This window comes from Pandoraea vervacti (assembly GCF_000934605.2).
Taxonomy (GTDB): Bacteria; Pseudomonadota; Gammaproteobacteria; order Burkholderiales; family Burkholderiaceae; genus Pandoraea; species Pandoraea vervacti.
In genome coordinates this window covers 4,088,099-4,111,940 of sequence record NZ_CP010897.2, presented here as the reverse complement: position 1 = coordinate 4,111,940, position 23,842 = coordinate 4,088,099, and the positions used below count along the sequence as shown (strand labels likewise).

Annotated in this window: 20 protein-coding genes and 2 tRNA genes; 14 read left to right on the top strand and 8 right to left on the bottom strand. The window is 63.0% G+C overall.

Annotation, left to right across the window (positions count from 1 at the left end):
• Window positions 1-44 precede the first annotated feature (44 nt).
• From UC34_RS17825 to msrA, 8 genes are all read left to right on the top strand, one after another.
• Window positions 45-1,289, top strand: a complete 1,245-nt coding sequence (locus UC34_RS17825) for an acyl-CoA dehydrogenase family protein (RefSeq protein WP_044456621.1) — start codon at window positions 45-47, stop codon at window positions 1,287-1,289.
• Window positions 1,290-1,355: 66 nt separating this feature from the next.
• Complete coding sequence (locus UC34_RS17820; protein WP_044458356.1) at window positions 1,356-2,915, top strand: class I adenylate-forming enzyme family protein; 1,560 nt, start codon at window positions 1,356-1,358, stop codon at window positions 2,913-2,915.
• 245 nt (window positions 2,916-3,160) lie between these two features.
• Entirely contained in the window at window positions 3,161-3,907 is a 747-nt protein-coding gene (locus UC34_RS17815; protein ID WP_044456620.1) for an IclR family transcriptional regulator, read from the top strand.
• Window positions 3,908-3,946: 39 nt separating this feature from the next.
• Window positions 3,947-4,684 carry a transporter substrate-binding domain-containing protein gene (locus UC34_RS17810; protein ID WP_052811119.1) on the top strand — a complete coding sequence of 246 codons (738 nt, stop codon included), beginning with the start codon at window positions 3,947-3,949 and terminating at the stop codon, window positions 4,682-4,684.
• Between the two features lie 150 nt (window positions 4,685-4,834).
• Window positions 4,835-5,503 carry an amino acid ABC transporter permease gene (locus tag UC34_RS17805; protein WP_039396703.1) on the top strand — a complete coding sequence of 223 codons (669 nt, stop codon included), beginning with the start codon at window positions 4,835-4,837 and terminating at the stop codon, window positions 5,501-5,503.
• Window positions 5,500-6,282, top strand: coding sequence for an amino acid ABC transporter ATP-binding protein (locus UC34_RS17800; protein WP_044456619.1), 783 nt, complete (start codon window positions 5,500-5,502; stop codon window positions 6,280-6,282). The genes UC34_RS17805 and UC34_RS17800 overlap by 4 nt, the downstream gene beginning before the upstream one ends.
• Before the next feature lie 123 nt (window positions 6,283-6,405).
• Window positions 6,406-7,362 (top strand): formimidoylglutamase, encoded by a 957-nt coding sequence (gene hutG / locus UC34_RS17795; protein WP_044456618.1) that lies wholly within the window; start codon window positions 6,406-6,408, stop codon window positions 7,360-7,362.
• 293 nt (window positions 7,363-7,655) lie between these two features.
• Entirely contained in the window at window positions 7,656-8,228 is a 573-nt protein-coding gene (gene msrA, locus UC34_RS17790) for a peptide-methionine (S)-S-oxide reductase MsrA (protein ID WP_044456617.1), read from the top strand.
• A 37-nt stretch (window positions 8,229-8,265) separates the two neighbouring features.
• Here msrA and UC34_RS17785 read toward each other — a convergent pair whose 3' ends face one another.
• Together UC34_RS17785 and UC34_RS25465 are read right to left on the bottom strand one after the other, a co-directional pair.
• Window positions 8,266-9,228, bottom strand: coding sequence for a hypothetical protein (locus tag UC34_RS17785; protein WP_044456616.1), 963 nt, complete (start codon window positions 9,226-9,228; stop codon window positions 8,266-8,268).
• 62 nt (window positions 9,229-9,290) lie between these two features.
• Window positions 9,291-10,022, bottom strand: coding sequence for a hypothetical protein (locus tag UC34_RS25465; protein WP_157123228.1), 732 nt, complete (start codon window positions 10,020-10,022; stop codon window positions 9,291-9,293).
• A 112-nt stretch (window positions 10,023-10,134) separates the two neighbouring features.
• Here UC34_RS25465 and UC34_RS17775 point away from each other — a divergent pair, with 112 nt between their 5' ends.
• Both UC34_RS17775 and fabV read left to right on the top strand, forming a co-directional pair.
• Entirely contained in the window at window positions 10,135-11,673 is a 1,539-nt protein-coding gene (locus UC34_RS17775; protein ID WP_044458354.1) for an MFS transporter, read from the top strand.
• Between the two features lie 201 nt (window positions 11,674-11,874).
• Entirely contained in the window at window positions 11,875-13,068 is a 1,194-nt protein-coding gene (fabV, locus tag UC34_RS17770; RefSeq protein ID WP_044456614.1) for an enoyl-ACP reductase FabV, read from the top strand.
• A gap of 59 nt (window positions 13,069-13,127) precedes the next feature.
• Here the strand turns inward: fabV and UC34_RS17765 are convergent, their stop codons facing one another.
• From UC34_RS17765 to pdxH, 3 genes are all read right to left on the bottom strand, one after another.
• Window positions 13,128-14,402, bottom strand: a complete 1,275-nt coding sequence (locus UC34_RS17765; protein WP_472462593.1) for a DUF72 domain-containing protein — start codon at window positions 14,400-14,402, stop codon at window positions 13,128-13,130.
• Window positions 14,333-15,544: an SAM-dependent methyltransferase gene (locus UC34_RS17760; protein ID WP_044456613.1), complete on the bottom strand. Its 1,212-nt coding sequence runs from the start codon at window positions 15,542-15,544 to the stop codon at window positions 14,333-14,335. Before UC34_RS17760 ends, UC34_RS17765 begins: the two co-directional genes overlap by 70 nt.
• Window positions 15,545-15,656: 112 nt before the next feature.
• Complete coding sequence (gene pdxH / locus UC34_RS17755; protein ID WP_044456612.1) at window positions 15,657-16,304, bottom strand: pyridoxamine 5'-phosphate oxidase; 648 nt, start codon at window positions 16,302-16,304, stop codon at window positions 15,657-15,659.
• 155 nt (window positions 16,305-16,459) lie between these two features.
• Between pdxH and UC34_RS26005 the strand changes: the two genes are divergently transcribed.
• On the top strand, window positions 16,460-16,585 hold the full coding sequence (locus UC34_RS26005; RefSeq protein ID WP_257786670.1) for a hypothetical protein: 126 nt from the start codon (window positions 16,460-16,462) through the stop codon (window positions 16,583-16,585).
• 30 nt (window positions 16,586-16,615) lie between these two features.
• Here the strand turns inward: UC34_RS26005 and UC34_RS17750 are convergent, their stop codons facing one another.
• Entirely contained in the window at window positions 16,616-18,727 is a 2,112-nt protein-coding gene (locus UC34_RS17750; RefSeq protein WP_237165143.1) for an AsmA family protein, read from the bottom strand.
• On the opposite strand from UC34_RS17750, the gene tcdA reads away from it, so the two are divergent.
• The gene (gene tcdA, locus UC34_RS17745; RefSeq protein ID WP_044456611.1) at window positions 18,726-19,562 is read left to right on the top strand and encodes a tRNA cyclic N6-threonylcarbamoyladenosine(37) synthase TcdA; all 837 of its coding nucleotides are present in this window, start codon (window positions 18,726-18,728) and stop codon (window positions 19,560-19,562) included. The two genes, UC34_RS17750 and tcdA, sit on opposite strands and share 2 nt — an antisense overlap.
• A 291-nt stretch (window positions 19,563-19,853) precedes the next feature.
• Here the strand turns inward: tcdA and UC34_RS17740 are convergent, their stop codons facing one another.
• The gene (locus UC34_RS17740; protein WP_044456610.1) at window positions 19,854-21,506 is read right to left on the bottom strand and encodes an AMP-binding protein; all 1,653 of its coding nucleotides are present in this window, start codon (window positions 21,504-21,506) and stop codon (window positions 19,854-19,856) included.
• 397 nt (window positions 21,507-21,903) lie between these two features.
• Here UC34_RS17740 and UC34_RS17735 point away from each other — a divergent pair.
• Together UC34_RS17735 and UC34_RS17730 are read left to right on the top strand one after the other, a co-directional pair.
• A tRNA-Arg gene (locus tag UC34_RS17735) sits at window positions 21,904-21,980 on the top strand.
• A gap of 142 nt (window positions 21,981-22,122) precedes the next feature.
• Window positions 22,123-22,199 (top strand) — tRNA-Arg (locus tag UC34_RS17730).
• 145 nt (window positions 22,200-22,344) lie between these two features.
• On the opposite strand, the gene UC34_RS17725 is transcribed toward UC34_RS17730, so the two are convergent.
• Entirely contained in the window at window positions 22,345-23,838 is a 1,494-nt protein-coding gene (locus tag UC34_RS17725) for an efflux transporter outer membrane subunit (RefSeq protein ID WP_044456609.1), read from the bottom strand.
• Between the last annotated feature and the right edge of the window lie 4 nt (window positions 23,839-23,842).

The following is a 23,842-nucleotide window of genomic DNA, read 5'->3' as shown; positions in this document are numbered from 1 at the left end:
CTCCCTCACTTCCGTCCATCCCCAGAACACATCAGGAGACAACCGTGGCCTATCAGCCCCCTTCGATCGTCGGCGAGCACTATCCGCTCACGGACAAGCAACGGCGCCTGCTGGCGCTGGCAGAACAGGTCGGGCGCGAATCGCTCGCGCCGCGCGCCGCGCGCTGGGATCGCGAAGCGTCGTTCCCGTTCGAGAACTACGACGACATGCGCGCCGCCGGATTGCTGAAGTTGTGCATCCCCGAGGCGGAGGGCGGTCTGGGGGCGGACTTCGCGACCTATATGATGGTCTCCGCCGAACTGGGCCGTCATTGCGGCGCCACGGCGCTCACGTTCAACATGCACACGTGCTCGATGATGTGGACCGGCATTCTCGCCGACGATCTCGACATGACGCCCGAACAACGCACCGAACACGCGGGCTATCGCAAGCATCACTTCGCACGTGTCATTCAGGATGGCGCGATCTACGCCCAGCCCTTCTCCGAGGGCAGCGCGGCCGCCGCCGGCAAGGCGCCGTTCGGCACCACCGCGACGAAGGTCGACGGCGGCTGGCTGATCAATGGTCGCAAGATCTTCGCGTCGCTCTCGGGCGCCGCCAATTACTACGGCGTGCTGTGCACGGAAGACAAACCCGAACTGTCGATGAAGGACACGTTCTACATCGCGGTGCCGGGCGACGCCCCGGGCGTGACCGTCACCGGCGACTGGGATCCGCTGGGCATGCGCGGTACCGTCTCGCGTACGTTGCTCTTCAAGGACGTGTTCGTGGCGGACGAGCTGCAACTCATGCCGCGCGGCGTCTACTATCAGGCCGCCAGCCGCTGGCCGCACATGTTCATGACGCTCGCGCCCACCTATATGGGCATTGCGCAGGCAGCGTACGATTTCACCGTTCGCTATCTGCGCGGCGAAGCCGAAGGCATGGGGGCGCCGGTCAAGCGTCGGATGTATCCGACCAAGCAGATCGCGGTCGCTCAGATGCACATCATGCTGGAGCAGACGCGGGCCTTGTTCCTGCGCGCATTGCAGGACGGTCGGGCCGACCCGGGCAAGGAGGCGCGGCTGCGCGCGTACGCGGCGCAGTACACGATCATGGAGAACGCCAACGAGTTGTGCCGCCTCGCGATTCGCACCTGCGGCGGGCAGTCCATGCTCAAGACGCTGCCGCTCGAGCGCATGTATCGGGATTCGCGTTGCGGCGCGTTGATGCTGCCGTGGACGGCGGAGTTGTGTCTCGATCGTATCGGCCGCGAAGCGCTCTACGAACCGGGCGAGCGCGACGAGTAATGCGCGGCGTGGGCGGTATGGGGAGGTAGGAGGGTATGGGTGGTGAGTAACGTCACGGAGACCAAGTTGACGCCTTTTGTAGAAGCGCTCGCCCGTCACGCGCGCGCCACGCCCGAGCGGCTGGCGCTGCGGTGCGGTGTTGGCGAGCAAGCCCTGACGATCGACTATGCCGCACTTTGGCGACGCATCGAGCGCGTCGGCGGCCATCTGCGTGAGACATGGCGTATTGCGCCGGGGGATCGCGTCGCCTGTCTCGGTCTGAACGACGAACTGCAACTGGCGCTGCTCTTCGCCTGCGCACGTGCCGGTGCCATTTTCCTGCCGCTCAATTTCCGCCTTGCCGTGCCGGAGCTCTCGGCGATTGTGCGCCATGCGGGGGTGCGCGTGCTGTGGTTCGATGCCATGCATCGCGATACGGCGCGCCAGATCCGCGACACGCTGGAGCACGATCCGATTACCGATCTGCCACCGCCGGCCATCGCGCCTATCGACGGGCTGATCGCGGTGCCGTCCGTCAAGCCGGTCGCGTACCCCGACGTGCCTGCCGACGCGCCGGTGCTGCTGGCCTATACGTCCGGTACGACGGGCGAGCCGAAAGGCGCGCTTCACACGCAAGCCGGACTGCTCGCCAATGCCGAAGCCAGTTGGTGGTCGCACGAGATGCGCGCCGACGATCATGTCCTGTCGACCTTGCCGATGTTTCACGTCGGCGGGCTCTGCATTCAGACGCTGCCCGCGTTGCTTCGTGGAGCGAGCGTCACGCTGCACCCGCGCTTCGATCCGGCGGCGTGGCTGGCGGATGTGGCCAGACACCGTCCCTCGCTGTCGCTGATGGTGCCTGCGACCCTGCGCGCGGTGCAGATGCACCCCGCGTGGGCGACGACCGATCTCTCCTCGCTGCGCGGCGTGATGGCCGGATCGAGCGTGGTGCCGATGTCCGCCATCGATGCGTTTCATGCCCGCGGCATTCCGCTGGGACAAGTCTACGGCGCGACGGAGACCGGACCGGTGTCCATCGCGCTGCGTTTCGGCGAAGCGAAGGCCCATCCGGGGGCGGTCGGGCGTGCCTGCCCGGGCGTCGAAGTGCGATTGGTCGACGGGGCGGGGCACGACGTTGCGCCGGGCGAGGTCGGCGAGATTCTCGTGCGCGCGCCGAACGTCATGCGGGAGTATTGGCGCACTCGGCACGCGCCCGGGAACCTCGGCCTCGAGGACGGCTGGTTTCGTTCGGGCGATCTCGCGCGGCTTCGCGACGACGGATGCTTCGAAGTCGTTGGCCGGAGTAAGGACATGATCATCTCGGGCGGCGAGAACATTTATCCGGCGGAGATCGAAAACGCGCTGGTCGATTGCCCGGGCGTGCTCGAAGCGTCGGTGGTAGGCGTGCCCGACGAGCGCTGGGGAGAGGTGCCGGTGGCGGTGGTTGTACCGACGTCCGATGCTCCGGCCACGCCGCAGGCCGTTCTCGACTTTCTTGCGACCCGCATCGCGCGCTTCAAACTGCCGCGCCGGGTCGTCATCTTCGACAGCCTGCCGAAGAGCGCACTTGGGAAAGTGCAGAAACCGATTCTCATCGAGTGGCTATCGACCGCCTCGGATTCGCAAATGGCTACCAATATTCGGTAATCAGAGTCTTTATTCGGTTTTTGCTTAAAAACGCCGATACCCTTTATTCATAAGGGTTTCGGCGTTTTTTTATGCCTCGATTCCGCGGTGCATAAGGGAAAGTCCCTATGCGTAATCTCCCAATTTGTTACCATCCGGTAAGAATCGCATTTTTTACTTTGGGAATTGCATCGCAAGATAGCGCCCATGTCGTCATCAGCGGCACATTCCGCTGATTTTTTTGCTTTCTTTGGTTTTTGAAGACGATGGACACCACCGAAGCTCATTCGGTCTCCGAGCGCGTTCTGCAAGTCCTTGTGACTGTGGCGCGTCATGGACGACCGATCGCGGCACGCGAGATCGCCGCGCAAACGAGCCTGCCGCTCTCCACGGTTTACCGCCACCTCGTGCCGCTCAAGAAGTGGGGCCTGGTGCAGGAGCACGCCCATGAGGCGCTCTACGAACCTGGTCCGGTTGGCGTGCAATTGGCGTGGGGTTTCGACCACAACTCGCATCTAGTTACCCAGGCACGCGAAGAAATCGACGCCCTCGTGCAGCGCACCGGCGAGACCGTTGGTCTGCTTGTGGCCGCGAACGGCCAGGTCGTTTGCCTCGACATGCACGAGAGCGAGCAATCGCTGCGTTGCTCGTTCGCCAAGGGACGCGCACACCCGCTGGTGCACGGCGCATCGGCCAAGGCCTTGCTCTCCTTCCTGCCCCAGACCACCCGCGACAATCTGATCGGGCGCCAATTGGCGGGTCAGCCGGTTGCGCAGGAGCGTCTCGTCGCGCAGGTCGAAGAGATTCGCAAGCAGCGCTACGCGGTGTCCGAGAGCGAAGTGGATTTCGGCGTCTGGGGCGTGTCGGCTCCCGTCTTTGCCGCGAAGGAACGTCTGGAAGGCACCATCACCCTGATGGCGCCGGCCGTGCGTGTGGCGCAGCGCCACGAAGAGCTGATCCGTCTCACGGTGGCGGCAGCCGAGCGTATTTCAAATCGATTGCAGTACTTTTAACCGGTTTTTCCGAACCGAGACTACACGAAGGAGTACCAGATGAAATTGCGTCACATCCTGTTCACGATGGCGCTGGCCGTCACCTGCTCGACCAAAGTTTTCGCTGCCGACGACGTGCTGCGTGTCGCGACCGACGCGACCTTCCCGCCGTTCGAATACGTGGAAAACGGCAAGCGCACGGGCTTCGACGTCGAAATGATCGAAGCGCTGGGCAAGGCCATGGGCAAGAAAGTCGAGTGGACGGATATCGATTTCAAGGGGCTGATCCCGGCCGTGCTGTCCAAGCGCGTCGACGTGGCCGCTTCGGCCATCTACATCACGGACGAGCGTCTGAAGGCCGTGAACTTTACGCACCCGTACTACACCGGCGGTCTGGCCATCATGGTCAAGGCGGATAACACCAGCATCAAGGAACCGGCCGATCTGAACGGCAAGAAGGTCTCGGTGCAGGTCGGCACGAAGTCGGTGCAGTTCCTGACGGAAAACTATCCGAAGGTCTCGCGCGTGGAAGTCGAGAAGAACGACCAGATGTTCGAACTCGTGAAGATCGGCCGTGCCGACGCCGCCGTGACCGGTAAGCCGGCCGCACTGTTGTACGCCAAGGCCAACCCGTCGGTGAAGGTGCTCGACAAGACGCTCACGATCGAGCGTTATGGCTTCGCCCTTCGCAAGGAAGACAAGGCGCTGACCGAAGAAATGAACAAGGCGCTGGAGAAGGTCCGCGCCGACGGCACCTACGCCGCGCTCGTGACCAAGTACTTCGGTACCGCGAAGTAAGGCATTCGCGAACGTCGTCTCGGCGCAGTCCCGAGCGACGTCGGGCAATACCAAAGCAAGACCGGGCGGGCTGGCCGTCACCCTGATACGGGGGACGTCGTCCGCCCAAGTAATAAGCAATAGCGCAGTAGAGCAACTGACGGAGTACGCATGGAACTCGATTTTTCGCCGGTGTGGGCAAACTGGACGGATCTGGCGCGTGGCGCGCTGGTGACCGTTGAAGTGACTGCCTGCGCCCTGGCCCTGGGCTGTGTGCTGGGTTTGCTGGTCGGCATGGGCCGCCTCAATCCGGCGAACCGCATTCGCTACGGCATCTGTACCGCTTACGTCACGTTCATTCGTGGCACGCCGCTGCTGGTGCAGCTCTTCATCCTGTTCTTCGGCCTGCCGCAGTTCAACATTCTGCTGCCGGCGTTCGTGTGCGGCGTGCTGGGCCTGGGCATCTATAGCGGCGCCTACGTGTCGGAAATCGTGCGTGGCGCCATCCAGTCGATCGAACGCGGTCAGATGGAAGCCGCCCGTTCGCTGGGCATGCCCTATGGTCAGGCCATGCGCTCGGTCATTCTGCCGCAGGCGGTGGTTCGCATGATCCCACCGCTGGGCAATGAATTCATCGCGCTGATCAAGAACTCCGCCCTCGTGTCGCTGCTCACGATTCATGACGTGATGCACGAAGGCCAGAAGATCATCAGCGTGTCGTATCGCTCGCTGGAAGTGTATCTGGCGATTGCTTTTGTTTATCTGATTCTGACCGGTGTGACCACGCTGTTGCTGCAGCGCGCCGAGAAGTCCCTGCGTGCCGGAGGTGCCGTGCAATGAGCGAAGTCAAGAAAGTCACCGGCGCCCCGATCCTGAAGATCGAAGGGCTGGGCAAGGCCTACGGTAGCCATCAGGTGCTCAAGGGCATCGATTTCGAAGTCGACGCCCGTCAGGTCGTCGTGGTCATCGGCCCGAGCGGGTCGGGCAAAAGCACGTTCCTGCGCTGCTGCAACGGTCTTGAGACGGCAGAGCAGGGCACCATCGAGATCGTGGGCAAGAAGCTCGTCGATCACGGCAAGATGATGGGCGAGAACGCGCTCAACCATTTGCGCACGGAAGTGGGCATGGTGTTCCAGTCGTTCAATCTTTTCCCGCATCTGACGGTGCTCGACAACGTCACGCTCGCACCGCGCAAGCTGCGCGGCATGAAAAGCGCCGAGGCCGACAAGCTCGCACGCGAACTGCTCGCCAAGGTGGGCCTGGCGGCGAAGGCCGACGTCTACCCGGGCACGCTCTCGGGCGGCCAGAAGCAACGTGTGGCAATTGCCCGCGCATTGGCGATGCAGCCGCAGGTCATGCTTTTTGACGAGCCTACCTCCGCACTCGATCCGGAACTCGTCGGTGAAGTGCTGCAAGTCATGAAGGCGCTCGCGAACGACGGTATGACCATGCTCGTCGTGACGCATGAAATGGGCTTTGCTCGCGAAGTGGCCGACGTGGTGGTCGTGATGGATCAGGGGCGCATCATCGAAGCCGGTCCGCCGGACCAGATTTTCACTGCGCCGCGCGAAGCGCGCACGCGTGAATTCCTTCAGGCGGTGCTCACGCGATCCGCGTGATCCCGTGTGAATGGTGCCTGCGCGCGAGACATGCGAGACATGCGTTAGCGAGATTTAGCAAGATTTAGCAAGCGCATGCGCAGGCATTCGGTAACGATCAGGTAAGGCAAGGCAGGAATACGTATGACAATCGATCGAGCGGTCTGGCAGGGCCGCGTGGATACCGGCGAAGCGGGCCATACGCTGCGCCTGCATCAGGTGCTGCGTGACTACGACGCCTGTGAGGCGTCGGAAGTCGCAGGCGGCGCTGTAGTGCTGGGCTTTTGCAGCGACGAGGGCGTGCGCCGCAATCATGGCCGTCAGGGCGCCGTTGCCGGCCCCGACATGCTGCGTCGCGCGCTGGCGAGTTTGCCGGTGCAAGGCACGCCTGCTGTGTTCGACGGCGGCAACATCGTTTGCGCCGACGATCGCCTCGAAGCCGCTCAGGCCGCGCTGGGGCATCGTGTGGCCGAAGTGCTGGCTGCCGGCGCGCGCCCCGTGGTGCTCGGTGGCGGGCATGAGATCGCCTACGGCACGTTCCTCGGAGTGGCGGAACATTTCGGCGATCGCCTGCGCGACGAGCCGATGCTGATTCTCAACTTCGACGCGCACTTCGATCTTCGCGCCCAGCCGACGGCCAGCTCGGGCACGCCGTTCTGGCAGATTTCGCAGTTGCTGGCAGGGCGCCAGGCACCGTTCCATTACGCGTGTCTCGGCGTGAGCCGTTACAGCAACACGGAAGCGCTCTTCGAGCGCGCGACGGCGCTGAACGTCGACTATTGGCTCGACGAGACGATGCTCGCGCACCGTCTGCCGCAGATGTGCGAGCAGTTGGAGAAGACGCTCGCGAAAGTGAATCACGTCTACCTGACGATCGACATGGACGTGTTGCCGGGCGAGAAAGCGCCGGGCGTTTCGGCACCGGCCGCGCACGGCGTGGCGCTCGAAGTGATCGAGGCGCTCATCGGCGTGGTGCGTCGCTCCGGCAAGCTGCGCGTGGCGGACATCGCCGAGTACAACCCGACGTATGACCGCGACGGCCTGACGGCGCGTGTGGGTGCACGTTTGCTGCATCCGCTGATCACGCAACTGGACGTCTGACGTTTGCCCGGGAAGTCCGGGCTGCGAGTCGGATCAGTGACGAGACGGCACGGGACGGCTACGAGCACTTGAAACTTCTGGGCTTTGATGCCCCAGAGCCTCGGCGCCTGGGAGTGTCAGCGTTTCAGAGGGGCTGGGGCAGTGACACGGTGCAACAGGTAATTTGCGCCGTTCGCGAGACTTCTGCGCGACAATAGGGCGGGCGATCGACCATCGATCGCCCGCCCTATTGGTTTGGTGCGGTGCGACACGCGTTTGCGCGCGCATCAACGCAGTCGACAAGCGAGGTCAAGATGACAGAGCAGACGAAATCCCCGAGCGATACCCGTACCGAAGTCGCCACGCTGGCCGGTGGTTGTTTCTGGTGTCTCGAAGCCTGCTATCAGCAACTGGACGGCGTGAAATCCGTCGTCTCCGGCTACGAAGGCGGGCATGTCGACAATCCGACCTACGAGCAGGTTTGCGAAGGCGATACCGGTCATGCCGAAGTCGTGCAGGTGACCTACGATCCGGACGTCGTCACGTTCGAGGAGATTCTGGTCGTGTTCTTCCAGATCCACGATCCGACCACGCTCAATCGTCAGGGCAACGATATCGGCACGCAATACCGCTCGGCGATCTTCTATCACGACGAAGCCCAGAAGACGGCGGCGGATCATCTCATCGCCGAGTTGATGGCCGAGATGACGTATCCGCATCCCATCGTCACGCAGGTCGTGCCGACGCAAACGTTCTGGCCTGCCGAGGCCTATCACCAGAACTACTTCCGTCAACATCCGGACCAGGGCTACTGCGCTTATGTCGTCGCCCCGAAGCTCAAGAAATTCCGCGAGAAGTTTGCGCGTCGACTCAAGCCTGCAGCCTGAGGGGGACCACGGATGGGACGGCCGACTTGTCGGCCGCTCAGAGCAGTGTGCAGTTGTAGAGAATGTCGTGCTGCGGCGAGAGCGGGTAGGGCGGTGGCTCGACTTTCGTCTTGCGGCGCGAACGCTGAGCGTCGACGTTCTGAGGAATCGGGATGCGCCCTTTGGCCCGCGTGGGCGTGCGCGTGGGCTCGACGCGCTGCTGACATCGCGCCAGATGTTCGATGAATGTGCCGATTCGCGGCTCGGGACCCTCGTGAGCGCCTCGACTGTTGTCGCTCGCGCGTTTCACATGTTTCACATCGCCGTCGTGGAACTCCCGGTCTTGTTTCTCCCACGTCGTGACCCCCGCCGCGCCGTAGTGAAAATCGAGAATTCGCTTGTGATCGAGTGCGACCTGCGCCGCGTGCGGACTCTCGCCATTCAGATAAGACAGCTCCCGTTCGCCTGCCGCATGCAAGGCCAGGTCGTCCGGCGCGCCAAGGTTTGCCAGATCGGGTAGTTTGCTTCGCCCGATGGCCACGATTCGAGACCCGACATCGTACCGAAGGGCTTCCAGCGTGCCGGGCCGATATTGCGGTTCGTCGCGAAGCAGCGAGGGCAGTCCCAACGCCTTGAGTCTCGCTTCGAGCAACGCGTCGCCGTCGTCCGGGTGGAGTGCCAGTGCGATGGCGACCGAGGTGCGCAAATCGGCATTGCGCGTGTAGCGACGAGACGCACATCCGTCCTGCGGCGTAACCAAGGCCGTGAGCACGTTGTGCGTGAAGTCGTCGACATGAACGCTGCGGCATTCGCGACCCGACGCCATGACTTCGGCGACCTCGGCGACCTCTGCTTGTGTGTTCATCGATGCCATCCGAATCGTGTGCCCCTCGGGCAGCCGGTTCCGGATACTCGTGAACGTCGCCGCGGCATTCTGGCCGGCGGAGACCTCGCCCGCCCTGACTTGCCAGTTCGACAGTTGCGGCCAGTAACCGGGTAGCGGTTGGGATGGAACGTGCATGCAATGACTCCTTGGGGCACCTCGGGCGCCGTCCGAACGAATGGTGGGAACGTGACAAACCATCAGCCTGCAACACTGACGGGGCCGCCAGGGTGTGCGGCGTACAGGATCAGGCACGGCGCTTCGGCATCTGTTGCGTGTCCATATGCGGCGTCGAGATGATCGAAGTAAAACGCTTCGTCGGCGGTTTCCACCGACTGCGTGACGATGGCAAAGCGCTGGTGATCGAACCGGATGTCGAGATAAGCCCGGCGTAGAGGGAACCAGACGACATATCCGGCAAACGGCAAGGTCGGCGGAAGTTCGGGCCGAGCGAGCGTCGCCGGGTCCCGGGCCTGCCCATGTGCCGATGCGGCGCCGTGCTGTGCGTCCAGCCAGCATCGATAGTCTTCGCGCACAGGGCGATGTTTCATGGGCGGGTCTCCAGATAAGTGACGATGACGCTTTTCACAGCGTCGAGCGATGGTGCGGCTGTTGTTCGGATGCGGTTTTGGCGAATGCGCCCGGGATTGAGGCATTTGCTTCGATGCGCGGCGATGGCGATGGATATGGCGATGGAAAGATGATGCCCGGACGGGCCGGGCATGGGGTTGAGGTGCGTCCGAAAGGGGTATCGGATAACGCCCGATTTCGCGGGATCGGTACATCACGGCCACGCGCGCGATCGCATCGCGTTGAGTAATTTTTAGGCCGCCGTTGAAAATTCGTATCAGTCGATTCGTTGTCGGATCAAGCATTGCGGACCGGCGCACGGCAAGGCATTCGACGCGGTTTCGCCGGAGAATGCGCGCCACGCATGAACGTTCATATATTCATTATTTTTCGCATAGAATGGCGGCTCCCCTCCATGAAGTCTTCAGGTAGTCCGCCGTGCGCCCCCTGCCTTTTCGCGATGCGTTGATGGCCATGATCGGCATCGCGCTCGTCAATATGCTGGTCGCTCTCGACCAGACCGTCGTCAGTACGGCACTTCCCTCCATCGTCGCCGAGCTCAAGGGTTTCGAGTACTACGCTTGGATCGCGAGTATCTATCTGCTGGCGTCCGTTGTGACCGTGCCCGTGTTCGGGCGGCTTGGCGACTACTTTGGCCGACGTCGCTTCGTCATCGCCTCGGTGCTCACGTTTACCTTCGCCTCACTGTTGTGCGGACTGGCGCCCAACATGCCATTCCTCGTGTTCGCGCGCGGCTTGCAGGGCATCGGCGGGGGCATGATGGTCGGCACGGCGTTCGCTTCGGTTCCTGACCTCTTTCCCGACGCCCGCTCGCGCGTGCGCTGGCAGGTGGTCATCACCACGGCGTACGGCATCGGCACGGCGGCGGGGCCGTCGCTGGGCGGATTGCTCTCGGAGCACTTCGGCTGGCGCTCCACGTTCTTCGTCAATCTACCGGTCGGTCTGGCGGCGCTGTATTTCGTTTGGCGTTATCTGCCGAAATTTCCGCCTGCCCACAAGGGCGACGTGCGCGTGGACTGGCGCGGTGCGCTGTGGATCGCGGTGGTGCTCGGCGGATTCCAGGTCTTTATCGAGAATGTGCCGTCGCACGGCGCGTCGTCCGGCAACCTGCTGCTGATCGTTGCAGTCGCGCTAGGGTTTTTCGCGTTGCTGCGCACCGAACGCCGCGCAACGCATCCGATCGTGCCCCTCGACATGTTCCGTCACCCGCAACTCGTGGTGCTGTTCACCCTCTCGGTACTAATCGGTTTCGTGATGTATTCGCTGATCTTCTTCGCGCCGCTGTTGCTGCAAGGGGGATTCGGGCTGAGTCCGCAGGCGGCGGGCCTGATCGCCACGCCGATCGCCGCATGCATTGCGCTGGGCAGCTTCATCAACACGCCGATCGTTGTGCGCCTGGCCCGGCCGACCAACATGCTGGTCATCGGGTTCTGCCTGCTGGCGGTTGCGGCGACGGGGGTGGGGCTGTCTCATCGCGACACCCCGCACGGTCTGCTTGCCATGGCGATGGCCTGCGCGGGGATCGGCATCGGCTTCATCCTGAACAATATGAACGTGTTCGGTCAGGAGATTGCCGGGAGGGAACGGTTCGGCATTACGACCGCGTTGCTGCAATCGACCCGTATGGTTGGGGGCATGTTGGGTACGACTATCGTGGGCACGCTGGTCAATCACTGGTATGCGCGCGGCGTGGCCGGGGCCGTGTCGGGTTTCGACGGCACGCTGGCATCCCACGCCGTGGCGCGCGCGCTCGACCCGCGTATTCTCATCGATCCCGCCCTTCGCGCCGATTTGCTGACGGATCTGCGGGCGATGGGCATCGACGGCATGCCGCTGGTGGAAACCGCACGTCAGACGCTCGTGAGCGCCGTCCATGCCGGCGTGTTGCTCACCGGTGTTGGCGCCATCGTCGCGGCACTGCTGGTGCGCCGTATTCGGCAGATTCAGTTTCCGAAACGCATCGACCGCACGGTCGTCGTTGCGCCGGAATAGTCCGGCCGCGACACCGGGCAGACACCGGGCAGACGTCGGGCAGACGTCGGGCAGACGTCGGGCAACCAACGAGCAGACATCGAGCCCACGGGCATCGCACCTACGACGGGCGCAAAATGCCGGCCCGCGCCCGACCTCGTTTACAATGCGCGGTGTTTGCCGGGTGAGCCGGCATCATCGAATTTTGTGAACGAGGTTTCCATGATCATCAAGCCACGCGTGCGCGGCTTCATCTGCGTCACCACCCATCCCGTCGGCTGCGAAGCCAACGTCAAGCAACAGATCGATTACGTGAAGGCACAGGGGCCGATCGCCAACGGCCCGAAGAAAGTGCTCGTGATCGGTGCCTCGACCGGGTATGGTCTTGCCGCCCGCATCACGGCGGCGTTCGGTAGCGACGCTGCCACGCTCGGCGTGTTCTTCGAGCGACCGGGCACCGACACCAAGCCCGCAACGCCGGGCTGGTACAACACCGCCGCCTTCGACAAATTCGCCACGGAAAAGGGCCTGTACGCCAAGAGCATCAACGGCGATGCCTTCTCCAAGGAAATCAAGGCAAAGACCATCGAGACGATCAAGCACGACCTCGGACAGGTCGATCTGGTCGTGTACAGCCTGGCGGCGCCGCGTCGCACGCACCCGGAAACGGGACAGGTGTTCAATTCGGTGCTCAAGCCGGTGGGCAAGTCGGTGACGTTGCGCGGCATCGACACGGACAAGGAAGTGGTCAAGGAGTCCGTGTTCGAGCCGGCGTCTCAGGAAGAAATCGAGAACACGGTCGCTGTCATGGGCGGCGAAGACTGGCAGATGTGGATCGACGCGCTGGCCGATGCCGGTGTGCTCGCCCCGGGCGCCAAGACGACCGCGTTCACGTATCTCGGCGAAAAGATTACGCACGACATCTACTGGAACGGTTCGATCGGCGCGGCCAAGAAGGATCTGGATGAGAAGGTGCTGGGCATTCGCGCCAAACTCGCCGCAACCGGTGGCGATGCCCGCGTGGCCGTCCTCAAGGCGCTGGTCACGCAAGCCAGTTCGGCCATTCCGATGATGCCGCTCTACCTGTCGTTGCTGTTCAAGGTCATGAAGGCCAAGGGCACGCACGAAGGTTGCATCGAACAGATCTACGGTCTGTACAAGGACAGCCTCTACAACGTCTCGCCGTTGCTCGACGAAGAAGGCCGTGTGCGTACCGACCAGAAGGAGCTCTCGCCGGACGTGCAGGGCGAGGTCTCGGCACTGTGGGACAAAGTGACCAACGAGAACCTGTATGCGCTGACGGACTTCGCAGGCTACAAGCACGAATTCCTGCGACTGTTCGGCTTCGAGATCGAAGGCGTGGACTATGAAGTGGACGTGAATCCGGACGTCGCGATTCCCCACCTCGTGGCGTAAGCTTCGCGCCCTCACCGGCGCGCGAATGACGATGGCCTGAGTTCGGCTTGCCCGCCGGCTCAGGCCATCGTCGTTTCCGGAGGCATGTCGTCGAGGGGCGCTTCCTTGTCCGCTTCCCCGTTGCTTTCCCCGGATGCCGCCGACAACGCCGAGATGCGCTCGGCGAGCGCGTGACAGGACAGCGGCGAGGAGCCCTCCGCCTTATTGTTCACGATGACGAAGACGGGGTGGCCTGCGAGCGCGTAGTGGGTGGCCAGCGCGGCGAGCACCTCGCGCGTGGTGGGATCGGGATCGACGATCTTGTCGAACGGCGCGTATTTCGCTTTCGCCTGTTCGTACTTGTGACCGCTGTTCAGGTTCCAGCGCACCACGAGCGGCCCGGCGCCCGTCTCATCGAGTAACGCCAGCGCTGCGGCCTGACGTTCCACGTGCGGCATGCGTGCATGCAGACCGATGCAGTAGCGCACCCCCAGTTGCCCCAGCGCACGCATGAGACGCGGTGTGAGCAGCGCGCCGTCGCGTATCTCGAGCGCGTAACACGGACCGGGGGCGACCGTGCCATCGGGCAGCGCTTCGCCAAGCGGTAGCGGCGGGAGTGCCGAGAAAAACGCTTCGATTCGCTGGATCAGCGCCGGTACGTCGCGCAGCAACGCCACGGGCAGCGGCGAGATCTGGAACACCAGCACACCGGCCTTGGGGCCGAGTCCGGCAAGGCAGGGGGCAATGAACTGTTCGTCGGCGATCCGTGCGTCGAGAAAACAAGGATTCGCGCTCAGCCCTTCGCCCTTGTCTCCACGCACGACGGCATCCGTCACGACACTCGGCGCCTTGACCAGAAAGCGGAAATCGCGTGGGACCTGTTCGGCGTACTTCTGGTACTCGACAATCGACATCGGCTTGTAGAAAGACCGGTCGATCCCGACGCAACGCAGCACCGGATGACTGGCGTAAGCGGTGAGTCCCTGCCGTGAGAGTTTGGTGTCGCTGTAGTCGTCGTCCCAGACGATGCCCCTCCAGCCGGGAAACGACCAGGATGACGTGCCCAGACGAACGTTGGCGGGCAGCCGCTCGCCGAGCGCGCGGGTGGCCGGCGCGATGTCGGCGGCGCCGACGCCACGGCGTGAAGCACCGCTGCGGCGGGAGGTGTCGGCGTCGTCCTGAGCCGCCTCGTCGGAACGGGAGGCGGCCGACTTGCCATCGACCTGCCTGGCACGTCCGCCTGGCGCAGGATCGTCAGGCGGCGTGCCAAACAGATCGAACTGGCTCATCGATTCTCGTACATGTAACGGCGCGACCAGGGCAGTTGCTTGGCCGATTGCCCCGCCTTGCGGCAAACGATTTGATAGATCGAGACGTGATCGTGCTCGAACGCATACGCGCAACCGGCGAGATACACGCGCCATACGCGGAAGCGCTCTTCGCCGGCCAGCTCGCGCAGACGCGGGGCATGGGCTTCGAAGCGCTCCGACCAGAGCGTGAGCGTGCGCGCATAGTGACGACGCAGGCTTTCGACGTCGCTCGCCTCCAGTCCGCCGCGTTGCATCGACTCCAGCGCCAGGCTGATGTGCGGCAATTCGCCGTTCGGGAACACGTACTTGTCGATGAATTCACCGCCGCCCATCGCCGTCTCGCCGCTATCCGGATCGGTCGACGTGATGCCATGGTTCATGGCCACGCCGTCGTCCTTGAGCAGCGACGCCATCTTTGCGAAGTAGTCCTTCAGATGCTTGCGGCCCACGTGCTCGAACATGCCGACGCTCGTGATACGGTCGAACTGACCTTCGACGTCGCGGTAATCCTGAATGCGAATCTCGATCTTGTCTTCCAGTCCGAGCTTGCGGACCCGCTCGGTGGCCAGATCGAACTGGTTCTGCGAGAGCGTGACGCCCACACACTTCGCGCCGAATTTCTGCGCGGCGCGAATGACCAGCGCACCCCAGCCGCAGCCGATATCGAGCAATGTCTGCCCGGGGCGAAGGCCGATCTTCGTGAGGATGTGATCGATCTTCTTCTCTTGCGCCGTATCGAGATCTTCGTCGCCATTCTCGAAATAGGCACACGAATAGACCATGTTCTTGTCCAGCCAGAGCTGGTAGAACTCGTTCGACACGTCGTAGTGAAACTCGATCGAGCGTTTGTCGGACTTCTTGCTGTGATTGAAGTGGCGCACGGCACGCTCCAGCGGGCCGATAGTCGTCAGACTGCTACCGGCGAGCGCATAGCTCATGTCGATGACGTCGGCGAGCTTGCCCTCGACGTCGATTTCGCCCTTCACGTACGCCTCGCCGAGATTATCGAGGCTGGGACTGAGCAGGCGCGTCATGGCCGCAGGGCCGTTGATGCGCAACGTTACGCTGGGATTGTCGAAGGCGCCGAAATCGTATTGCTGTCCATTCCAGAGCGCGAGGCGGATGGGCAGGTTCGACGATGTCTTGACACCGCTTACCCAGTTTTCGAGTTTTTTCTCCCACAACATGGATGTGCTCCAAGTGTCACCAAAAAAACTGCAATCCGTACCGTCGGCACGGTGACGTCTCCTCGTCAAAAACGGGCGGGCAGGCGTACCGCGTCGGCGTAGCCGACAACGTTCAGGGGGACAGGCGCGCAACGCGCCAGGCGCCATCGGCAAGCCGGAAAAATTTGATGCGATCGTGCAGGCGCGATTCGCGACCCTGCCAGAACTCGATGGCATCCGGCACGAGCCGGTAGCCACCCCAGTGTGGCGGGCGCGGCGGGGCGTCGCCAAACTGGCGCCGGAACTCCGCTTCGCGTTGCTCGATGATGGTTCGGTCCGCCACTTCGGCGCTTTGCACCGAGGCCCAGGCGCCCAGACGGGAGCCTACCGGGCGCGAGTGGTAATAGGCGTCGCTTTCCTCTGCACTCACTTTCTCGACACGCCCCTCGATGCGCACCTGACGCTCGAGCTCGATCCAGTGAAACAGCAGGCAGCCGTAGGGCGTTGCCGCCAGTTCCTGCCCCTTGCGCGATTCGTAATTCGTGAAGAACGTGAAGCCGCGCTCGTCCACGCCCTTGATCAGCACGATACGCGCATCCGGGCGGCCCTCAGGCGTGACGGTGGCGAGCGTCATCGCGTTCGGCTCGGCCAGTTGGGCCGTGAGCGCTTGCTCAAACCAGAGTCGGAATTGGTCGAACGGGCTGGACGCCACGTCGGTCTCGGAAAGGGAGCCGAGGGCGTAGTTTTTGCGCAGGTCCGCGAGAGAAAGCGTCTGAGTCACGACGATCGTAGTCGGTCTGTAGCGGTTGGGGGTTGCGACACAGTATAGCGAAGAGTCGGCAAATGTGCGCACGTGACGATTTGTCGCGTCGGCCGAATATCAATCCTCCGAATGCCCCGTGGTTCGGGCGTTTCGCGCTATGTGCTTGATATTTAATGAGTGAAGTAATCGGGTGGCGTGCCGTTGTCGTTCCGAAAATCGCTCGCAGCGACAACGGCAAATCCATCACGTTGGCATGGGCATTGCTTTGCCAGTTGCAGGCAACGAGCGACGCCACGTGAGTGGGGGCGCGATGGTTCAGGACCCAGGGCTCAGGGTTTTTCGCGGCCGTGGTCGACGCCCGATGCTGCTGCGGCCGCTGCGGGCCGGCTCGCGCGTCCCGTGGCGCCGGAGGCGGGGCCTTGGCCGGTACCGGCGCCCGTGCCGTTGGCGTCCGGCACGGGTTTGACAGTGGCCGGGTTGCGGCTCGGCGGATGTTGCAGGCTAGCGAGCAGCTCGCCACACGGGCTGTCCTTGCCGGGACCCAGTTCGAGCAGCGGCACGAGCGCGGTGTACGGAGCGAGCACGCCCAGGGCTACCGCGCCGCCCGCGCGCGCGACGAGGGTCGGTACGTTCACGCCCACGTCCGGGTGCTTGAACGTTCCCTTCACATACAGCGGCGAGCGCAAGGAGAGCAGGCCGAAGTGCTTCGGCTCCGGGCGGATGGTCAGGTTGAAATGCTCTCGCTTGAGATCGACCTGACCGGTCACGCCAATGCTCGTATCGTCGGTGTCGATCACGAACGTGCGGGTATCCATGACCCCGTCGCGCACCGCAAAATCCGCCGCTGCGCAGCGCATCTCGACCTGCTTGTCGCCAAAGAGCTTGGTCAGCACGATGTTGCCCACGTTCAGCCCCATGTATTGCAGCAGCAGCTTGCTCACGGATCCCCGGTCGATCAGTGTCTTGATCTCGCCGTTGGACGAGCCCGCCAGCGCGGCAATCGAGTTGCCGGTCGCGGTGAGCGCCGCGTCGCCATTGACTTCGCCCACGCTCGTCTTCATCAGGTCGACTTCGGGCAGCAATTGCTTCATCTTCAGGTGTCGCAGCGAGACCTGCGAGTCGACCTTCATCGGTTCGGTCTGCCCGTTGAGCACCAGTGTCGACGTGATGCGCCCGCCTGCCACGCCGAATTCCAGTGGACGCAACGAAAGCACGCCGTCGTCGAGCACGAGGTGGGTGACGAGATTGTCGATCGGCAAACTCTTGTCCCTGATGATCTTGCGGCCCGTGAATTGCACGTCCGCGTCGATGGCTCGCCAGCGGTCGGTCTTGAACGGATCGACCGGCAAGACCTTGTCGGACGGCGGCGCTTTCGGCTTGCCCGACAGATCGCTGCCGCCGGACGGATTCTGGCCGCCAATGGCCGGGCCGAGATCGGCGAGCCGCAACTGATTCGATACGACGGCGCCTTGCAAAACGTTGCGCGGGGCTCGCTGACGGAAGACGAGTGTGCCCGACAGATCGCTTTGACCAACCTTGCCCTGGAAGCGCTCGTAGCGCCACACGCCCGCCGTGTGCAACAGATGGCCGTTGGTCTCGTAGGAAGGGGTTTCCGGCAACAGCACCCCGGTGATCGGATACAGGTCGGCCATGGTCGGGCCGGCCAGACGCAGATGCATGTCGAGGGCCGAGAGCGTCGCCGGATTCGTGAACGTGCCGTTTGCGGCGATCTGCGTGCGCCCGATGCGCACGCTCGCGTCAAGCGGATAGGGCTCACCGGCGTCTTCCAGCGAGAGCACATCGCCTGCGCGCGCCTTGCCCGTGACAGCGACTTTTCGGAACGTGCCCTTGAGCGTGACGCCAATGCCATACGGCGCCTGACCGTCGATCGTGGCGATGTTGGCGCTCAGGTCCAGTTGCTGCGGCACGAGATTCGCGCGTATCACACCGTCTTCGAGGATCAGACGACCGATGCGCAGCTTCCAGGGCGATGGCTTGCCGTCGCCCTTGGTAAACGTCCAGTTGTTTTGTCCGTCGGCCCGTTGCTCGACGATCACCTTCGGCGCGGACAGTGCGACTTCGGGCAAGACGACGTGCTTTTCGAGCAACGGCAGCCATTCGAGCGAGAAGGTGAGCCGGCCGACCGAGATCATGTTCGGCGCATCGCTCCACGCGACGTTGCCTAACACGATATCATTCGCGATCAGGCGAGGCCGCGGTAGCCAGCGCCCCAGACCTGGGGCCTGTGCATTCGGGGCCAGCCAGTGCAGCGAGAGGTCGCCCCGAATTTCGAAGGGGCGCCCAGTCGCGGTGCTCACTTCCCGGTTAATGAAGGGCCGGGCGTAGTTCCAGTCAAACCACGTGATGAACGCCGCGAATGCCAGCACGATGGCGACTATCGTGATCGCCAGCCATTTCAAGGACGTTACCCATCGCATCATGAACAGTACCCCGTCGATCGTTGTTGCTCCGGTGCCTGCCACGCCATCGGAGGTGGATTATGACGCGAACCGCCGTTTCGGCGGTCTCGCGCGTTTGTACGGTGACGACGGTCTCGCGCGTTTGCGTGAAGCCCACGTGGCCGTCATCGGTATCGGCGGCGTAGGTTCGTGGGTGGCCGAAGCGCTGGCGCGAAGCGCCGTGGGACGGCTCACACTCATCGATCTCGATAACGTCGCCGAAAGCAATACCAATCGTCAGGTGCATGCCCTCGATGGCAACTACGGCAAACCGAAAGTTGCCGCGATGGCCGAACGCATCGTGGCCATCAATCCCGGTTGCCAGCTTACGCTCGTCGAGGACTTCGTAGAACTCGAAAATCTCGACGCCCTGTTGGCCGGCGGCTTCGACTGGGTGGTCGACGCCATCGACAGCGTTCGGGTGAAGACGGCGCTCATCGCATGGAGCGTGGCGCACAAGCAGCGCCTGATCACCGTTGGCGGTGCGGGCGGTCAGATCGATCCGACACGGATTCGTATCGATGATCTCGCCCGCACGATTCAGGATCCGCTGCTTGCGAAAGTGCGTGCGCAATTACGCAAGCAACATGGTTTTGTCCGTGGCCCGAAAGCCAAGTTCAACGTGCCGGCCGTGTACTCGGACGAACCTTTGCACTATCCGGAAGCGGCGTGCGCGCCGGGGGAAGCGCCCGAAGCCGCTGCGGGCCCACAAGGTCTGAATTGCGCCGGTTTCGGCTCGAGCATGTGTGTCACAGCGACATTCGGCATGGCAGCCGCCGCTCACGTTTTAAAGCAGGTAACGAAGGTCGGACGTTGAGAGGGCACTCACGTGCCCGAGATTTTCCCGCGCCTTGCGCGCGGCGTCTGTAACCAAAAGTTACGAATTGGGTGGTCGGTAGAACAAGCGAATTGCACGGGGGCGCCGATCCGGCCTCATCCGAACGCACCGCTGCGGGATCCATCGACGTCCAAAACAACAACGGCCGGGAGTGTCCCGGCCGTTTCATGTTTACCGTTGTCGTTTCGACGCGCGATGTGTCGTTATGCATGCCGAAACATCGGACGGGCAACGCGTTGGGGTGAGCGCCGTTAGCGCATCCCCCCAGACTTACCGCAATTCGCGGCGCAACACCTTGCCGACCGGCGTCTTGGGCAGCTCGGTGCGGAACTCGATCACGTGCGGCACCTTGTAGTTCGTCAGATGCTGGCGGCAGAAGTCGATGATGGCCTTCTCGTTGAGATCCGGCGACTTCTTCACGATGACTGCCTTGACCGCTTCACCGGTGCGCTCGCTCGGCACGCCCACCACGGCGGATTCGAGCACGCCCGGACACATCGCGAGCACGCTCTCGACTTCGTTCGGATAGACGTTGAAGCCGGACACGATGATCATGTCCTTTTTGCGGTCGGTGATGCGCACGTAACCCTGGTCGTCCATGGTGCCGATGTCGCCGGTGCGAAGCCAGCCGTCCGGCGTGATGGTCTTGGCGGTCTCGTCGGGACGGTTCCAGTAGCCCTTCATGACTTGCGGGCCGCGGACACAGATTTCGCCTTCCTCACCAAAGCCCAGCGCTTCGTTGGCATCGTTGCGGATGCTGACTTCCGTCGACGAAATCGGCAGCCCGATGGAGCCGTTGAACTCGCTGCCCAGCGGGTTGATACACACGGCGGGCGACGTCTCGGTCAGGCCGTAGGCTTCGATCAGCGGATGCCCGGTAACCTTCTGCCAGCGCTCGGCCACAGCACGTTGCACGGCGGCGCCGCCGCCCAGCGCACACTTGAGCGCACTGAAATCGAGCTGGTCGAATCCCGGCGTATTGAGCAGTCCGTTGAAGAGCGTGTTCACCCCTGTCATGAACGTGAACTTCCACTTGCCCAGTTCCTTCACGAAGCCCGGCATGTCGCGCGGATTGGTGATGAGCAGATTGAGGGCGCCGAGTTGGAGAAAGACCAGGCAGTTCGCCGTCAGACAGAAGATGTGATACAGCGGCAACGCCGTAACGATGATCTCCTTGCCTTCTTCGAGTCCCGAGCCGATCCATGCCCGCGCCTGCAGCATATTCGCGATCATGTTGCGATGCGTGAGCATGGCGCCCTTGGCCACGCCCGTGGTGCCGCCGGTGTATTGCAGGAACGCGATGTCGTCGTGCCCCAGTTGTGCTTCCTGCAACTTCGCGCGCGCGCCCAGCGCCAGGGCGGTGCGCATCGGTACCGCGTGCGGGATGTTCCACTGCGGCACCATCTTCTTCACGTGACGCACGACGTAGTTCACGATCCAGCGCTTCGGCGCGGGGACCAGATCGCCGATCGCCGTCGTGATGACATGCTTGACCGGCGTATTGGGCAGCGCCTTTTGCAGCGTGGCGGCGAAGTTCTCGATCACGAGAATCGCCGCGCAGTCCGCATCCTTTAACTGGTGTTCGAGTTCGCCCGCCGTATATAGCGGATTGACGTTCACGACGACCATCCCTGCGCGCAGAATGCCGAACACGGCAACCGGATATTGCAGCAGGTTCGGTGACATGATTGCAACACGCGAACCGCGTTGCAAACCGGGCAAACTTTGCAGATACGCGGCGAAGTCACGCGACTTACGTTCGAGCTCGGCGAAGGTCAGCGTGACACCCAGATTGGTGAACGACGGACGGTTCGCGAACTTCTGGCAGCTTTGCAGGAACAGGTCGTTCAGCGAACGATACGTGTTGACGTCGATCTCGGCCGGCACGCCGGGCGGATAGCTCTTGAGCCAGACTTTTTCCATGAGCGCCTCCTTGAGTGTGGTTTTTATCGCATCGTGAGCGCCGGGGGAAGAGCGGGGGCGGCTCGATGCGTCGTTTCATCGCATGTCGTGTGGGGGCGCGAGCGGGGCGTCTCCTTGCCCGATTCTGTCTCGCGGCGCAGCGGGTGCGCCATTCGATGCGTTGCAAAAAGCCGTAGCATACCGTGCCGTATCCGGGCCGAGCACATGGAAAGCCCTGATTTGATGCGGGTTTGCGTGGAGTAATTGTTCTAGCGGCAAAGGCTTGCCAGTGAGGGCGATTCCGCGCTAATCCCGCATGGAAAGCCGGATGCGGCGGGCAAATCGGGGATATGACAAAAGAATTGCAAAAAACACTTGCGTGGCTCGTTGGTTTCTTACATAATTCTGTTCTCACAGCGCGGCTGTAGCTCAGTTGGATAGAGTACTTGGCTACGAACCAAGGGGTCGTGGGTTCGAATCCTGCCAGCCGCGCCACCTATTTCGAGGGTCTCCTCACGGAGACCCTTAGTTTTTCGGGAGAGTCCTTCCCAGTGACGTGCCGAGTGTCTTGCACCGGTGGCGTTGTCGAGAGGGATAAGTCGACAGATTCGTCTGATCGGCATCTCGTGCAGTAAGTGCGGCTGTAGCTCAGTTGGATAGAGTACTTGGCTACGAACCAAGGGGTCGTGGGTTCGAATCCTGCCAGCCGCGCCAACTCAGTTGGCAAAAACGCTCCAGAGGCGAAAGCTTCTGGAGCGTTTTTCGTTTACCTCTTGCCTCTTGCTTCTTACCTCCTGCGGGGAAGCGGGGCGCCGTGCTTGAGATGCCCGCCGTTCCCGCGCGACTCACGCAACGAACCTCAACCTGTCTTCGACTCAGTTGACCCGGTTGAGCCGGTTGAGCCGGTCGAGCCGGTTGACTCCGTCTGCCATCCCAGGCCCAGCGCCTTTTGCAGCGTCACGAACGACTTGAGCAACTGGGCGTCGCCGGCGATGCGGTCCTGCTCGGCCGAAAAGCGCGTGCGTTCGGCATCGAGCCAGTCGAGCGTGCTGGCCGTGCCTGCGCGATAGCGTTGACGCGTCAACGTCGCTGCGCGCGATGCGGAGCCCTCCACGCTGCGCAGACGATAGACGTTCTCGCGCTGATGTCCGTAACGGGCAAGCGCCACGTCGGCATCGCGCAGCGCGGTGAGTACCGCACTTTCGTACTTCGCCTGCGCCTGATCGCGGCCTGCTTTCGCACCGTCTACGCCAGCCTGCACACGGCCGAAGTCGAGTACGTTCCATTGCAGTCGCGGCAACGTCATCCAACTGAAGTTGTCCTTGCGCACGAGATGGCCGGGGTCCAGCGCCGAATAGCCGAGCTCGCCCATGATCGAGAGCTTGGGAAACCAGTTTGCCGTCTGCACGCCGATTTGTGCGTTCTGCGAAGCCAGGCGCCGCTCGGCCGCCCGAATGTCCGGCCGGGCTTGCAGCAACGCAGACGGATCGCCGATGGCGACCTTCTCGGGCACGCTCGGCAGCGCCCTCGGTGTCTTGAGTTCGTCGTCCAATGCTCCCGGTGCGCGGCCGGTAAGCAGCGCCAACTGATCGAGCGATTCGATGACGTCTGCCTCCAGTGGCAGCACGCGCGACTGCGTTTGTTCGACTTGCGTGAAGATTCGCTCCACATCCAGTTCCGAGGCGACGCCGCCTGCACGTCGTTGGCGCGTCAGGTCGAGCATTTCGCCTTCCAGTTTCGCCGAGTCGCGCACCAGCGCAAGGCGGGCCTGCTGATCGCGCAGCGCGACATAGGTCTGTGCCACTTCGGCGGCCAGTTGCACGTGGGCATCGGCCAGATCTTCGGAGGCGGCGTCGGCATCCGCGCCCGCCGCTTCGACCGCTCGACGCGTGCCGCCGAACAGATCGATTTCCCAGCTCGCGTCGAAACCCGCGATGTAAAGGTCGATCGGGCCGCGCCCACCGCCGCCGCCATTGCCGGTCAGTGCCCCGAGATCGGGCGAGCGCGTGCGCAGGGTGGCAAGGTCGACGGTCGCCTTCGGCAGCAGATCGGCCTGATGGCTGCGCAGGCTCGCTCGCGACTGACGCACCTTCGCCTGCGCCGCACGAATATCCGGGCTGTGGGCGATGGCGTCGTCGATCAGTGCAGTGAGTTGCGGATCGTTCAGTGCCGTCCACCAGCGTGCGACACCGGGCGCGTGCGGCTCGACGCCTTCACCCGCGTGGGCAAACGTGCCTCCGGTGCGAAGGGCGTTGCTCGCAACCTCGGGCGCGCCGCGATAGTCGGGGCCGACGGTGCAGCCTGCAACGAGAAAAGCGGCCGCAACGGCCAGCGTTCTGAAATGAAAAGTCATGATC